Below are 13,554 nucleotides of genomic sequence, written 5' to 3'. Positions count from 1 at the left end.
GAGGCGCTGTGCGCGCAGCCGTACTGCACGAGACGGGACAGGACAAGCTCGAAGTCCTCGACGACATCGAGGCCGTGGGCTTCGGCCCCGGCAAGGTCCGGCTGCGCATCAGGGCCACCGGGCTGTGCCACTCCGACCTCTCCGCGATGAGCGGCGTGCTGCCGCAGCCCGTGCCCTTCGTCCCCGGCCACGAGGGCGCGGGCGAGGTCGTGGAGGTCGGCGACGGGGTGACCGGGCTGAGCCCCGGGGACAGGGTGCTGGTGTGCTGGCTGCCCGCGTGCGGCGGCTGTCCGTCCTGCAAACGCGGCCAGAGCCAGCTGTGTCTGTCCGGGTTCATGAACGCCGGAACGCCCAACTTCAAGCACGCGGGCGACGATGCCTCCCAGGTCTTCGGCATGGCCGGGACCGGGACCTTCGCCGAGGAGGTCGTCCTCCCGGCGCCGTGCGCCGTGCCGATCCCCGACGACGTCCCGTACGACATCGCCGCGCTCATCGGCTGCGGCGTGACCACCGGGCTCGGCGCGGCCCTCAACACGGCGCGGGTGGAGGCCGGTTCGTCGGTCGCCGTCATCGGCTGCGGCGGGGTGGGCATCAGCGTGGTGCAGGGCGCCCGGGCGGCGGGCGCGGCCCACATCGTCGCCGTCGACCCCGTCGCCTCGCGGCGCGAGGCGGCGCTGCGCTTCGGCGCCACCGAGGCGGTCGCCCCGGAGGGCCTCGACGACGCCAAGAACAGCGTCACCGCGGGCGAGGGCTTCGACTACGTCTTCGAGGTCGTCGGCAAGTCCGCCACCGCCCGCCGCGCGTACGAGACCACGCGGCGCGGCGGCACGCTGTGCGTCGTCGGGGCGGGCGCGGTGGACGACTTCCTCCAGCTCAGCATGTTCGAGCTGTTCTTCGACGAGAAGCGGATCCTGCCGTCCCTGTACGGCGGGGGCGATGTGCTGCGCTCGTACGAACGGACCATCGCGCTGTGGCGCGCGGGCCGCATCGACCTCGCCGGGCTCATCACCCACCGGGTGCGGCTCGGCGAGATCAACGAGGCGCTCGGCCAGATGCGGACGGGGGAGGCGCTGCGCACATGCATCGAGATCTGAAACGTCCCCTGGTGGGGAAGACCGCGATCGTCACCGGCGCCGGGCGCGGCCTCGGCCGCGCCGAGGCGCTGGAGCTGGGCAGGCTGGGCGCCGCCGTCGTCGTCAACGACTACGGGCAGGGCGGCCGCGACGGCTCGGGCGAGGCGTCCTGCGGCCCCGCCGAGGAGGTGGCCGAGGAGATCCGTGCGGCGGGCGGCCGGGCCACGGCCCACGTGGGCGACGTGGCCGACTTCGACACGGCGCGCGCACTGGTGCAGCTCGCGGTCGACACGTACGGCGCGCTGGACATCCTGGTCAACAACGCGGGCATCCTCCGCGACCGGATGGTCTTCTCGATGACCGAGGACGAATGGGACTCGGTCATCCGCGTCCACCTCAAGGGCCACTTCAACACCATCCGCTTCGCCGCCGCGCACTGGCGGACACGCTCCAAGGCCGCCGGGGGCGGGCCGGTGCACGGCCGCATCGTGAACACCTCGTCCGAGGCGTTCCTCGCCGGATCGCCCGGCCAGCCCAACTACGCGGCCGCGAAGGGCGGCATCGTCGGCCTGACCCTCTCCACGGCGGGCGCGCTCGCCAAGTACGGGGTGACGGCGAACGTCATCTGCCCGCGGGCCCGCACCCGCATGACCGAGGACGTCTTCCCGGACATCGACCTCGCGGAAGACCGCCCCGACCCGCTGTCCCCCGCGCACGTGGCCCCGCTCGTCGGCTACCTCGCCTCCCCGCAGGCGACGGCGGTGAACGGCCAGGTGTTCGTGGTCCACGGGGGCATGGTGGCGATCGTGGAACGGCCGCGGGTGGCCGCGAAGCTGGATGCGGTGGGGGAGGTCTTCGGCTTCGGGGAGCTGGACGGCCTGCTCACGCCGTACTTCGACGAGCGGCGGGGGGAGGGGTTCGCGGCGCTGGAGGTGCTGAGCCTGAAGCGGGGGTGACGCGGTCGTCGGGGCGGGGGCAAACGGCCCACCCCTCCCTGCCCCGCAGCCGTGCGCCGTCTGCTGCGCGTGCTGCGGGAAAGGGAGGGGCGGGGTGAAGCGCTCCCGGCGCCCTTACGAGACGTTACGAGGCGTTCTCGCTCGGACGGCGGTGGCGGCCGTGCGCCGGAGCCTGCGGCTCCTCGGACGCGGCCTGCTGGCCCCGGTGCTTGCCCTGGCCTGAGGCGGCATCGGCCTCGGCCGCCTCCTGCGAGCGCGCCTGGGTCATGTCGGTTCGGGCTTCGGACATGTGGGAAGTCACCCCGGTAAGTTCGCTGCGTACTCTGCGCGAGGGGCCCGCCACAACGTCGATACACGCCGTGCCAACCGGTCTGCGCAGCCCCAGCGACCGAGTCTAACCAGGGCGGTGATCGCGGACCCAGCGGGGTGGCCGGGGCTCCCGTGACCTGGCGAGAGGCGCCTGCTGGAGCGGCACGGGCCGTGGGGCGACCACGGTCAGCTCGGACTCCTGGCCGGTCTCCTGCTCGACCCCGGGCCAGCATCCCGTCCCCACCCAAGGCTCCACCCCGGACTCCCCCCGCCCCGCGCCCGTGCCCGCACCGAATCCGCCGTCCGGGCCCGCGCCCGCGACCGAGCCCGGCCCCAGGCCCGCGCCCGCGTCACCGAAGCGCGCGCCCGCTCCCGGGTCCGGGTGCGCGCTCACGCGCACGCGCGCACCCGCGCTCGTATCCGCACCCGCGCCCGCGCGCCCATCGGCACCGAAGCTCGCGCTCCAGTCCGCGCGCGGGTCCGTCTCCAGCCTCGCGCCCGCATCGAAGCGAGCCCCTGCGGCCAGGCCCGTGCCCGTGTCCGGACCCGCGCTCGCACGCGAGTCCGTGCCCAGGCTCGGGCCCGTATCGAAGCGCGTATTCGGACCCTGGCTTGCGTCAGCGCTCAGGCCCGAACCCGCGCGAGCGCTCTCACTCAGATCCGTGCCCGCGCCGAAGCGCGCCCTCGCGGTCGGGCCCGGGTCCGCGTCCGTGCTCTCCGCGCGCGGGTCCGCGCCTGGGCCCACGCGCATGCGCGCACTCGCGTCCGCACCCAGGTCCGTGTCCGCGCTTACGCGCGCGCCCGCGACGCCCCAGTCGGCACGCGGATCCGTGCCCGCGCCCAGGCGCCTGACCCCACCGAAGCTCGCCCCCGCGCCCAAGTCCGCACGCGGGTCGGTACCCCCGCCCGGGCTTGTGTCCGCCCCCGCGCTGAGGCTCGTGCCTGCGCTCGTGCCCGTACCGAAGCGCCCGCCCGTGCTCTGGCCCCTGCCTGTGCCCAGTCCCGTGCCCGCACCCAAGTCCGTATCCGTGCCCGCGCCCGCGCCCGCGCCCAGGCCCCCGTCCGTGTCCGCCCCCGTGCCCAGGCTCCTGCGTACGCCCGCGCCCAGGCTCGCGCCCGCGCTGAAGCTCGCGCCCGCGCCCCAGCCCGCGCGCGGATCCGTGGCCGCGCCCGCGTGGGTGACCGCATCAGCCCCGGTGGCCTCGCCGCTGACCTTCCGCCACGGCGTGATCCCGGACACCTCCGAACCGCGGGCCGGGCGGGGGGCCCGCCGGATCACCCGCGGGGTCGCGGAGGATCCGGCGGACGCCCGCGGCGCCGTGGCCTCCGGCAGCCACACCCGCGCCAGCCCGCACGGCACCTGCCGCGTCGCGTACGGCAGCCACAGCTCTCCGTCCCGGCTCCACAGGCCGGACCCGGCCAGCCAGCCCTCCGGTGCCGAGAACTGGCGCAACCGCCGCTCGGACGGCCGCCATACCCCCACCCACGGCCGCCCGCCCGCCGCGGCGTCGATGCGGAAGGCCACCGCGCACGCCTCCGGCATCAGCATCTGCCCCGGCTGGATCGCGAAGGGGGTGGCCGTCGCCTGGGCGGGCGGGCGCAGGCAGTCCGGGAAGCGGACGGGGAGGGTGCTGCCGAGGACGCCCCACCCGAGCCGCTCGTCGCCGGGCGCGTCGGACCGTACGAGCAGCAGACCGCTGTCGGGGTCGGCGAGGAGCAGACGGTCGTTGCTGCGCTCGGTGATCTGGAGCAGCGGGCTGGTCTCGCCGCCGCGCCCGAGGTCGACGACGAGGGTCTTCGTACGGCCGTCCAGCTCGCGGTCGAGCGCGAGCAACCGCCCCATGCGGTCCAGCCAGGCGCCGCCCGTGCAGCGGCCTGGCACCTCGGCCAGGTGCTGGAGCCCGCGGGCGCCGCCGTGGATCAGCCACACGGAGGTGGACCGCGGGCCGCGCCCCAGCGCGTACGCACAGGTGCCGCCGGGCGCGGGCGGCAGCAGCGAGACGTCGGCGCGGTCGATGCCGCCGAGCACCCGCTCGCCGGTCCCCGGGCCGGTGGGGTAGAGCAGCGAGAAGGCGTGGTGCCCGGCCACCCGGCGGTGGATCAGCACCTGCCCGTCGGAGAGCGGCAGCACTTCGCTGTCCGGCTCCTCGGGCTGGGCGCCCGGCAGCGGCACGGCGTACGGCTCGGGCCCGTCCAGCGTCCAGCGCTCGGGGAACCAGCAGCCGGTGTCGCCGCCGAGCGTGAGCCGCGCACCGTACGAACGGTCCGGGGTGATGGTGAAATCCGTGGACCTTTCTCGTGGCCGGGCGCTGCCTCCCGTGGCGAGGGTGGCGTCGAAGGCACAGGCGGTCATCGTTCAGTCACCTCCGGCCACTGAACGTAGGTTTCGTACCCCCTCCCGGTGGCCGATAAGAGGTCGGTTCCACCCTTACGAGTGGCTGCTGACCGATTCGCCTGAGAGGTCGGGGATGAGTGTGCTGTAAGGGGTCGCTCCGCCGTGCGATTAAAGTAAGGCACACCTAAGTGCCACCTTCCGCACGACCCCTGGAGCACCAGATGTCCGTACGCCGCCGCAGCAGCGCCGCCCTCGCCCTTGCCCTCGCCGGGGCCCTCTCCCTCGCCGCCTGCGGCACGTCCGACAGCGGCAAGGACGACGCCAAGGGGAACGGCGGCGGGGGCAAGTCCGTCGCGCAGGGCGGCAAGGACTTCGGCAAGGCCGCCGAGCAGACCGCGAAGATGGGCACCGACGCGAAGCCCGGCCAGTTCCCGCGCACCATCACCCAGGCCATGGGCAAGACGGAGATCAAGAGCAGGCCGAAGCGGGTCGTGGTGCTCGACGTCGGCGAGCTGGACAACGTCGTCTCGCTCGGCATCAAGCCGGTCGGCTACGCGCCCTCCGAGGGCGACCAGGCCGTCCCCGGCTACCTCAAGAAGGAGGCCGGGAACCCGAAGAACGTCGGCACCATCAACAACCTCAACCTGGAGGCCATCAACGCCCTCCACCCCGATCTGATCCTCGGCAGCAAGCTGCGCGCCGAGCCGCTCTACGACGAGCTGAAGCAGATCGCCCCGACCGTCTTCTCCATCCGCCCCGGCTTCACCTGGAAGGAGAACTACCTCCTCAACGCGGCGGCCCTGGACCGCACCGCCGAGGCCAAGGCAAAGCTCGACGCGTACGAGACGAAGGCGAAGAAGCTGGGCGAGGACATCGGCCCGAAGAAGCCGACCGTCACCATGCTGCGCTTCATGCCGGAGTTCACCCGGCTCTACGCCAAGGCGTCCTTCATCGGCACGATCCTCCAGGACGTCGGCCTGCCCCGGCCGAAGAACCAGCAGGTCGAGGACCTGGCCACGGAGATCGGCCCGGAGCGGATCAACGAGGCCGACGCCGACTGGATCTTCACCGGGGTCTACGGCGACCCCAAGGCCACCAAGCGGGACCAGGCGGAGTCCAACCCGCTGTGGAAGAAGCTCGACGCGGTCAAGGCGGGCCACGCCAAGAACGTCAAGGACGAGACCTGGTACCTGGGCCTCGGCGTCACCGCCGCCGACCGGGTGCTGGACGACCTCCGCGGCTACCTGGTCCGCTGATCCCCCATCAGATAGGTCATCGAGGGGCGGTCGCGCTGAGTGAAGGCAGGGGCAAGGCTTCCCGGTGATCTGGGAGGTAGCCTTGCCCCGTGCCCGCTCTCACCGATGTCCTCGCCGCCCTCGACGCCCTCTGGCCGCCCGAGCGGGCGGAGCAGTGGGACGCCGTCGGGACGGTCTGCGGGGACCCCGATGCCCAGGTCAGCCGCGTCCTGTTCGCCGTCGACCCCGTCCAGGAGGTCGCCGACGAGGCGGTGGCGCTCGGCGCCGATCTGCTGATCACCCACCATCCGCTCTATCTGCGGGGCACGACCACGGTCGCCGCCTCCACCTTCAAGGGGCGGGTGGTGCACACCCTGATCAGATCCGACATCGCGCTGCACGTCGCGCACACCAACGCCGACCGCGCCGACCCCGGCGTCTCCGACGCCCTCGCCGGAGCGCTCGACCTGCGGCCGGTCCGCCCGCTGGTGCCGGACCCGGCCGACCCCGCCGGACGTCAGGGGCTCGGCCGGATCTGCGAACTCGACCGCCCCGAGACGCTGGGCGAGTTCACCGAGCGCGCCGCCGCCCGGCTGCCCGCCACGGCGCAGGGCATCCGCGCCTCGGGCGACCCGGACCGTACGATCCGTACCGTCGCGGTCTGCGGCGGCTCCGGGGACGGCCTGTTCGCGGAGGCGCGCGCCGCCGGAGTCGACGCGTACCTGACCGCCGATCTGCGCCACCACCCGGCCTCCGAGGCGCGCGAGCACAGCGACCTCGCACTGGTGGACGCCGCGCACTGGGCCACCGAATGGCCGTGGACCGAGCTGGCCGCGGCACAGCTCGACGAGATCTCCGACCGGCACGGCTGGGACCTGCGCACCCATGTGTCCCGCAAGGTCACCGACCCCTGGACGGCCCACGCCGCGGCCGCCGCCCCGTTCCGGGCCTTCGCGCCCGACCCCGCCTCGGCCTCCCCGGCCTGAGGCCCGCCTCTTCCGTCCCCTACGACCACCTCTGGAGCCCCCCGCTGAACGCCGCGCCCGCAGACCAGATCCGCCTGCTCGACGTGCAGGGCCTCGACGTACGGCTCTCGCAGCTGGCGCACAAGCGCCGGACGCTGCCCGAGCACGCCGAACTCGACACCCTGACCGCCGACCACACCCAGCTGCGTGACCTCCTCGTCGCCTCCCAGACCGAGGAGAGCGACACCGCCCGCGAGCAGACCAAGGCGGAGCAGGACGTGGACCAGGTGCGCCAGCGCGCCGCCCGCGACCAGAAGCGCCTGGACTCCGGGGCCGTCACCTCGCCCAAGGACCTGGAGAACCTCCAGCACGAGATCGCCTCCCTCGCCCGGCGCCAGAGCGACCTGGAGGACGTCGTCCTGGAGGTCATGGAGCGCCGCGAGGCCGCCCAGGAGCGGGCCACCGAGCTGGCCGGCCGGGTGGAGTCCCTCCAGGCCAAGATCAGCGACGCCACGGCGCGGCGCGACGCGGCGGCCGAGGAGATCGACGCCGAGATCGCGACCGTCACCAAGGAGCGCGAGGTCATCGCCGGGACCATCCCCGCCGACCTGCTGAAGCTCTACGACAAGCTGCGCGAGCAGCAGGGCGGCGTCGGCGCCGCCCGGCTCTACCAGCGGCGCTGCGACGGCTGCCGCCAGGAGCTGGCCATCACCGAGCTGAACGAGGTCCGCTCGGCCCCCGCCGACACCGTGGTGCGGTGCGAGAACTGCCGCCGGATCCTGGTCCGTACGCCCGAGTCGGGGCTGTAGGGCCGATGGCACGGCGTCGCTTCATCGTCGAGGCCGACGGCGGCTCCCGGGGCAACCCGGGGCCCGCCGGGTACGGCGCCGTCGTCCTCGACGCGGTGACCGGCGAACCGCTCGCCGAGGTCGCCGAGTACATCGGCACCGCGACCAACAACGTCGCCGAGTACAAGGGCCTCATCGCCGGTCTGCGGGCCGCCCACGCCCTCGACCCGGAGGCGGAGGTCCAGGTCCGGATGGACTCCAAGCTGGTCATCGAGCAGATGTCCGGCCGCTGGAAGATCAAGCACCCGGACCTGCGGCCGCTCGCCACCGAGGCCAAGGGACTCCTGCCGCCCGGCCAGGTCACGTACGGCTGGATCCCGCGCGAGAAGAACAGCTACGCGGACCGGCTCGCCAACGAGGCCATGGACGCGGGCAAGCTGGGCGAGCAGTGGCAGCCCAAGGTGCCGCCGGGCGGCACCCTCGCCGCTGCCGCCCCCGAGGCCCCCGCCGACGACACCCTCGCCGAGCCCGCCGCCCCCGAGGCCCCGTCGGCCGCGGTGGCCCCCGTCAGGGGCTGGGGCTCCGCCGACCTCGGGGCGCCGACCACCTTCGTCCTGCTCCGGCACGGCGAGACGCCGCTCACCCCGGAGAAGCGCTTCTCCGGCAGCGGCGGCACCGACCCCGGCCTCTCCGACATCGGCCACCGCCAGGCCGAGCTGGTCGCGGCCTCCCTCGCCGCGCGCGGCACCATCCAGGCCATCGTCACCTCGCCTCTGAAGCGCTGCCGCGAGACCGCCGACGCCGTGGCCGCCCGGCTCGGTCTCGACGTCCGCGTCGACGAGGGGCTGCGCGAGACGGACTTCGGCGCCTGGGAGGGCCTGACCTTCGCCGAGGTGCGCGACCGCCACCCGGACGACCTCGACGCCTGGCTCGCCTCCTCCAAAACCGCCCCCACGGGCGGCGGGGAGTCCTTCGCCGCGGTCGCCCGCCGCGTCGCCCTCTGCCGCGACAAGCTGATCGCCCGCTACGCGGGCCGTACGGTGCTCCTCGTCACCCACGTCACGCCGATCAAGACCCTGACCCGCCTGGCCCTCGGCGCCCCGCCGGAGTCCCTGTTCCGCATGGAACTCTCGGCGGCGTCCCTGTCGGCGGTGGCGTACTACGGCGACGGCAACGCCTCGCTCCGCCTCCTGAACGACACGTCCCACCTGCGGTAGGCCTTGCGGCTGCGGCAGTCCGCGCCTTCGCCGGCAGCCCACTTTCCTACTCTTTTGATAAAGTGGGCCCATGTCAGAGGCTGAGGAGTCGTACAGCATCGGTGAGGGGCCGGCCACCCGGGTCAGTCTCTCCCTCCCCGAAGGGACCGCCGAGGCGATTCGTGCGCGCGTCGGCAAGCGGGAATTCTCGGCGTTCATCACCGAAGCGGTGGAACGTGAGCTGCGTGGTCAGATACTGGACGAGTACCTGGCCGACTACGAACGGCGCAAGGGCCCGGTCTCTGCGGAGGCGCAGGAGCGGGCGCGTCAGGTCTTCGACGAGGCGTTCGCCGAGGACGAGCAGTGGCCCGCCGCAAGCTGAGCCATGACGGGACGCTCGTCCTGGACAGTGAGGGCCTCTCCAAGCTGCTGGGCGATGACGAATCGGTCGTCGCCCTGGTCGCGGAGGCGCGAAGGCGGGGTATGGAAGCCGTGGTCTGTGCGCTCACCGTCATCGAGGCCGTGCATGCGCGCATCGACAAGGCCCGGCTGGGCTGGGTCCTTTCCGGTCTCCGTGTCTTCCCGGTGGGGGAGGAGGAGGCAAAGGCGGCCTCGGTGCTGCTGATGGAGGCTGGTCTGCGCGGCCACAAGTACGCGATCGACGCGGCCGTGGCGGCGACTGCCCTCAAGCAGCGGCACCCCGTTGTCATGTTGACCTCCGACGTGGACGACATGACCAAGCTCTGCGGCGACCGGGTGCGCCTGGTCGCCGTGTGACGCGGCTCCGGCCCCGCAACGCGGTTGTGCGCCGGGGGCGGGTGATCGTCTCCGCAGCGCCTGCGGCGGTAGGCGCGAATGGCCTCGCGGGCCCTGCGGATCGCCGTCCGGAGATCTTCCTTCGCCGCCGCACTCAGCGGCGGCGCCCCCTCATGAACTGCCCAGGTCGACCAGTAGGAGTCCAGGTGGCCGCATACCCGGGCGAGTGACGTCTGGACCCCAGGTGCGGGGAGCTGTCAGATGGGTTCGGCCATCCCGTAGCCGGATGCAGGCCGGTTCGTGGTGGTCGCCCGCCGGTGTTGTCATGCCCGCAGGGCGGCCGCCTCCCGGGCCAGGGACTCCACACGCGCCCAGTCGCCCGCCGCCACCGCGTCCGGCGGCAGCATCCATGTGCCGCCCACGCACCCCACGTTGGGGAGCGCGAGGTAGTCGGGGGCGCGCTTGGCGTTGACGCCGCCGGTGGGGCAGAAGCGGGCGTCCGGGAGCGGGGACGCGAGGGCCTTCAGGTAGGCCGTACCGCCGGACGGCTCGGCCGGGAAGAACTTCATCTCGGTCACCCCGCGCTCCAGCAGCGCCACGACCTCGGACGTGGTCGAGACGCCCGGCAGCGACGGAATCCCCGAGTCCCGCATCGCGCCCAGCAGCCGGTCCGTCCAGCCCGGGCTGACCAGGAAGCGGGCCCCGGCCGCGACGGCGGTGTCCACGTGGCCGGGGATGAGTACGGTGCCCGCACCGACGACCGCCTCCGGCACCTCCGCCGCGATCGCCCGGATGGCGTCGGCGGCGGCCGGGGTACGGAAGGTGACCTCGATAGCGGGAAGGCCACCCGCGACCAGGGCACGGGCCATCGGGACCGCGTCCGCCGCGTCGTCGATGACGACGACGGGGATGACGGGGGCGAGATCGAGCAGGGAGGGTGCGTTGTCGTCTGTCACGGGACCATTCTGCGGGCGCGTGGCATGTCTCGCAACGCACGTTGCGGAGGGTGCAATGATTCATGCCGCGGGCGGTCGGCCGAGCTCTGCGCAGCGCCGCCCACCCCGCGGGCCGACCTGTTAACTGCCCCTGCCGCCCGCCCGGCCATCCCGCGGCCTCCCGGCTGCCCTCGCCCGCACCCCGCACCCTCGGCGGGCGTGCCGGGGCCCGGCTCCCGTGGCGTCGCGGGAGCCTGTCACTCCGGACGCCGGGTCGTGGCCGCGGGCGGGGTTCGGCCGCACGCGCCACCGATGACCCGGCTCCGGCCCGGACCGGGCTAAAGCTCCGTCACCACCACGTCCAGCGCCCACGGCCGCCCCGCGCGCTCCGGAGCCGTCGCCTCCACCACGTACCCGAACCCGCGCAGCGCCTCCACCAGCTCCGCGGGGCCCGCCGGCTCGGCTCCGGAGGTCAGCAGGTCGCGCACCATCCGGCCCTTGGTCGCCTTGTTGAAGTGGCTCACCACGGACCGCTTCTCCACGCCGTCCACGATCTTCGACTGGAGCACCCGCACCGTCGCCGTGCGCTCCGCGACCTCCCCCTTCGGCTTCCACGCCGTCGTATACGCGGCCGACCGCAGGTCGAGGACCAGGCCGGTCCCGGCGGCCTCCGGGAGGACGGTGGCCATCGGCGTACGCCAGAAGGCGCCGAGCGCGCCGAGGCCCGGGAGCTTGACGCCCATCGAGCAGCGGTACGACGGGATGCGGTCATCGATCCGTACCGCGCCCCACAGGCCCGAGAAGACCAGCAGCGAGCGTTCGGCGCGGGCCAGGGCGGGCGCCGGGAGGGAGGCGAGGCCGAGCGCGTCGTACAGCACACCGGTGTAGATCTCCCCGGCGGGCCGCGTCCCGGCCGACCGGAGCGCCGCGTTCTTGGCGACCTCGCCGCGCAGCCCCGCGCTGAGCCCCAGCACCTCGGCCGCCTTCGCCTCGTCGCCGGAGCAGAGCGTGACCAGCTCGTCCAGGACCCGGGCCCGCGCCTCGCCGAGGCCCGGGAGCGACAGCGATCCCAGGTCCAGCGGGGATCGGGAGCCTCCCGTGGCCTTTCCCTCGGACGGCGGCAGCAGGACGAGCACGGGTTCTCCTCGAAAGCTTCGGCGGTACGGTGCGGGGCGGTACCGGTGGCGCCACCCCGGCCCCGCAGCCTACCTACGCACCCGCCTCCCGCAGCCACACCGTGGTGTCCGGCGGCAGCTCATCCGACAACGGGCCGCTGCTCAGCAGCACCTCGCCCACGGCGGGCAGCGGGGCGGCGGCCGACGACAGGTTGGTGACGCTGTGCCAGCCGCCGGGGCGGCGGAAGTGCAGCACCCCGGCGCTCAGTTCCGCGACCGAGCCCTGCCACTCCACCGTCTCGTCCCCCTGCAACTCCCGCCGAAGCCGCAGCGCCTCCCGGTACAGCTCCAGCGTCGAACCGGCCCGCCCCTCCTGTGCCTCGACCGACAGCTCCCCGAACCCCTCCGGCTGCGGCAGCCACGCGCCGCCCGCGCCGAACCCGTACGAGGGGCCGCCGCGCGTCCACGGCAGTGGCACCCGGCAGCCGTCCCGGCCCTTGACCCGGTGGCCGCTGCGCTCCCAGGTCGGGTCCTGGAGTACGTCCACGGGCAGGTCGGCGACCTCCGGAAGCCCCAGTTCCTCGCCCTGGTAGAGGTACGACGAACCGGGCAGGGCCAGCATCAGCAGCGTCGCGGCACGGGCCCGCCGCAGCCCCAGCGCGAGGTCGGTCTCCGGTTCCCGGCCGTCGGCCAGCAGCCAGGCGTCCCGGCCCGGGCCCGTCAGATCGTCCGGCAGGGCGAGCCGGCTGCGGTGCCGGATCACATCGTGGTTGGACAGGACCCAGGTGGCCGAGGCGCCCGCCTCCCGGGCGGCGGACAGCGCGCCGTCGATGACGGAGTGCAGGGCGGGGGCGTTGAGCGGGGCGTTCAGGAAGTCGAAGTTGAACGCCTGGCCCAGTTCGTCGGCGCGGGCGTACGACACCCGGCGGGAGTTGCGCACCCACGCCTCGGCGACCCCGATCCGCGGCGGGTCGTACTCGTCGAACACCCTGCGCCACTCGCGGAAGATCCCGTGCACCTCGTCGCGGTCCCACAGCGGATGGCTGCCGTCCTCCGGCAGGTCCTCCGGCTCGTAGCCGGGCACGTCGCCGATGTCGCGCAGCGGCTCGGCCAGGTCCTTGGCCAGCCCGTGCGCGACGTCCACCCGGAAACCGGCCACGCCCCGGTCGGACCAGAAGCGCAGCGTGGCGAGGAAGTCGGCGCGTACCTCGGGGTGGTCCCAGTTGAGGTCGGGCTGTTCGGGGGCGAAGAGGTGGAGGTACCACTGCCCGTCGGGCAGCCGGGTCCACGCGGGGCCGCCGAAGCACGAGACCCAGTCGGTGGGCGGCAGCCCGCCGCCCACCCCGCGCCCCTCGCGGAAGACGTACCGCTCGCGGGCCGGGCTGCCCGGGCCCGCGCGCAGGGCCTCCTGGAACCAGGCGTGGTCGTTCGAGGTGTGGTTGGGGACGATGTCCACCATCACCTTGAGCCCGAGCCGGTCCGCCTCCGCGACTAGCCGGTCGAAGTCGTCGAGGGTGCCGAGCCGCGGATCGACGTCGCGGTAGTCGGCCACGTCGTAGCCGCCGTCGGCGAGCGCGGACGGATAGAAGGGGCTCAGCCACACGGCGTCCACGCCGAGCCCGGCGAGGTACGGCAGCCGACCGGTGATGCCGGGCAGATCGCCGATGCCGTCGGCGTCGGAGTCGGCGAAGCTGCGGGGATAGATCTGGTAGATGACGGCCTGCCGCCACCAGTCGCTGTTCACGCGGTCGTCGCTCACGGTGTCCTCGCCGTGGAAGGAAGGGGGTCCAGCCGTCCAGGCAGTGTCCCGGGGCGCGGCGCGGTCTGTCGAGAGGGCAAGATCGCCCGCCGGAGCCGCCCCGGCGTGCGTGCTTCTGTGCCACGATCGAGT

Annotated in this window: 12 protein-coding genes and 1 pseudogene; 8 read left to right on the top strand and 5 right to left on the bottom strand. The window is 73.8% G+C overall.

The annotated features are described in order from the left end of the window. Positions 1 to 8 precede the first annotated feature (8 nt). Both LCH29_RS29395 and LCH29_RS29390 read left to right on the top strand, forming a co-directional pair. On the top strand, positions 9 to 1,094 hold the full coding sequence (locus LCH29_RS29395) for a Zn-dependent alcohol dehydrogenase (protein ID WP_446464718.1): 1,086 nt from the start codon (positions 9 to 11) through the stop codon (positions 1,092 to 1,094). Further along, entirely contained in the window at positions 1,079 to 2,029 is a 951-nt protein-coding gene (locus LCH29_RS29390; RefSeq protein WP_446464717.1) for a 3-oxoacyl-ACP reductase, read from the top strand. The genes LCH29_RS29395 and LCH29_RS29390 overlap by 16 nt, the downstream gene beginning before the upstream one ends. Before the next feature lie 124 nt (positions 2,030 to 2,153). Here the strand turns inward: LCH29_RS29390 and LCH29_RS29385 are convergent, their stop codons facing one another. Beyond that, positions 2,154 to 2,318 (bottom strand): hypothetical protein, encoded by a 165-nt coding sequence (locus tag LCH29_RS29385; RefSeq protein WP_199844197.1) that lies wholly within the window; start codon positions 2,316 to 2,318, stop codon positions 2,154 to 2,156. A 1,311-nt stretch (positions 2,319 to 3,629) separates the two neighbouring features. Beyond that, positions 3,630 to 4,691: pseudogene (locus LCH29_RS29380) on the bottom strand (hypothetical protein); the annotation flags it as partial. 203 nt (positions 4,692 to 4,894) lie between these two features. Between LCH29_RS29380 and LCH29_RS29375 the strand changes: the two are divergent. The 6 genes from LCH29_RS29375 to LCH29_RS29350 all read left to right on the top strand — a co-directional run bounded on the left by LCH29_RS29375 (position 4,895) and on the right by LCH29_RS29350 (position 9,634). Then, positions 4,895 to 5,929 (top strand): ABC transporter substrate-binding protein, encoded by a 1,035-nt coding sequence (locus tag LCH29_RS29375; RefSeq protein WP_446464716.1) that lies wholly within the window; start codon positions 4,895 to 4,897, stop codon positions 5,927 to 5,929. Between the two features lie 89 nt (positions 5,930 to 6,018). Then, the gene (locus tag LCH29_RS29370) at positions 6,019 to 6,894 is read left to right on the top strand and encodes a Nif3-like dinuclear metal center hexameric protein (protein WP_446464715.1); all 876 of its coding nucleotides are present in this window, start codon (positions 6,019 to 6,021) and stop codon (positions 6,892 to 6,894) included. A 44-nt stretch (positions 6,895 to 6,938) separates the two neighbouring features. Continuing rightward, a complete protein-coding gene (locus tag LCH29_RS29365; RefSeq protein ID WP_446464748.1) occupies positions 6,939 to 7,682 on the top strand; it encodes a zinc ribbon domain-containing protein in 744 nt (247 codons plus the stop codon). A gap of 5 nt (positions 7,683 to 7,687) precedes the next feature. After that, positions 7,688 to 8,878 (top strand): bifunctional RNase H/acid phosphatase, encoded by a 1,191-nt coding sequence (locus tag LCH29_RS29360; RefSeq protein WP_446464714.1) that lies wholly within the window; start codon positions 7,688 to 7,690, stop codon positions 8,876 to 8,878. A 70-nt stretch (positions 8,879 to 8,948) separates the two neighbouring features. After that, positions 8,949 to 9,239, top strand: a complete 291-nt coding sequence (locus LCH29_RS29355; protein WP_446464713.1) for a hypothetical protein — start codon at positions 8,949 to 8,951, stop codon at positions 9,237 to 9,239. Continuing rightward, on the top strand, positions 9,221 to 9,634 hold the full coding sequence (locus LCH29_RS29350) for a DNA-binding protein (RefSeq protein ID WP_446464712.1): 414 nt from the start codon (positions 9,221 to 9,223) through the stop codon (positions 9,632 to 9,634). Before LCH29_RS29355 ends, LCH29_RS29350 begins: the two co-directional genes overlap by 19 nt. A gap of 302 nt (positions 9,635 to 9,936) precedes the next feature. On the opposite strand, the gene eda is transcribed toward LCH29_RS29350, so the two are convergent. From eda to LCH29_RS29335, 3 genes are all read right to left on the bottom strand, one after another. Continuing rightward, a complete protein-coding gene (gene eda / locus LCH29_RS29345; RefSeq protein ID WP_446464711.1) occupies positions 9,937 to 10,569 on the bottom strand; it encodes a bifunctional 4-hydroxy-2-oxoglutarate aldolase/2-dehydro-3-deoxy-phosphogluconate aldolase in 633 nt (210 codons plus the stop codon). A 317-nt stretch (positions 10,570 to 10,886) separates the two neighbouring features. Next, positions 10,887 to 11,684 (bottom strand): peroxide stress protein YaaA, encoded by a 798-nt coding sequence (gene yaaA, locus LCH29_RS29340; protein WP_446464710.1) that lies wholly within the window; start codon positions 11,682 to 11,684, stop codon positions 10,887 to 10,889. A gap of 73 nt (positions 11,685 to 11,757) precedes the next feature. After that, on the bottom strand, positions 11,758 to 13,422 hold the full coding sequence (locus LCH29_RS29335) for a glycoside hydrolase family 13 protein (RefSeq protein WP_446464709.1): 1,665 nt from the start codon (positions 13,420 to 13,422) through the stop codon (positions 11,758 to 11,760). Positions 13,423 to 13,554 lie beyond the last annotated feature (132 nt).

The sequence above is a fragment of the Streptomyces sp. BRA346 genome (assembly GCF_052851135.1).
This window is presented reverse-complemented; position numbering and strand designations above follow the sequence as displayed.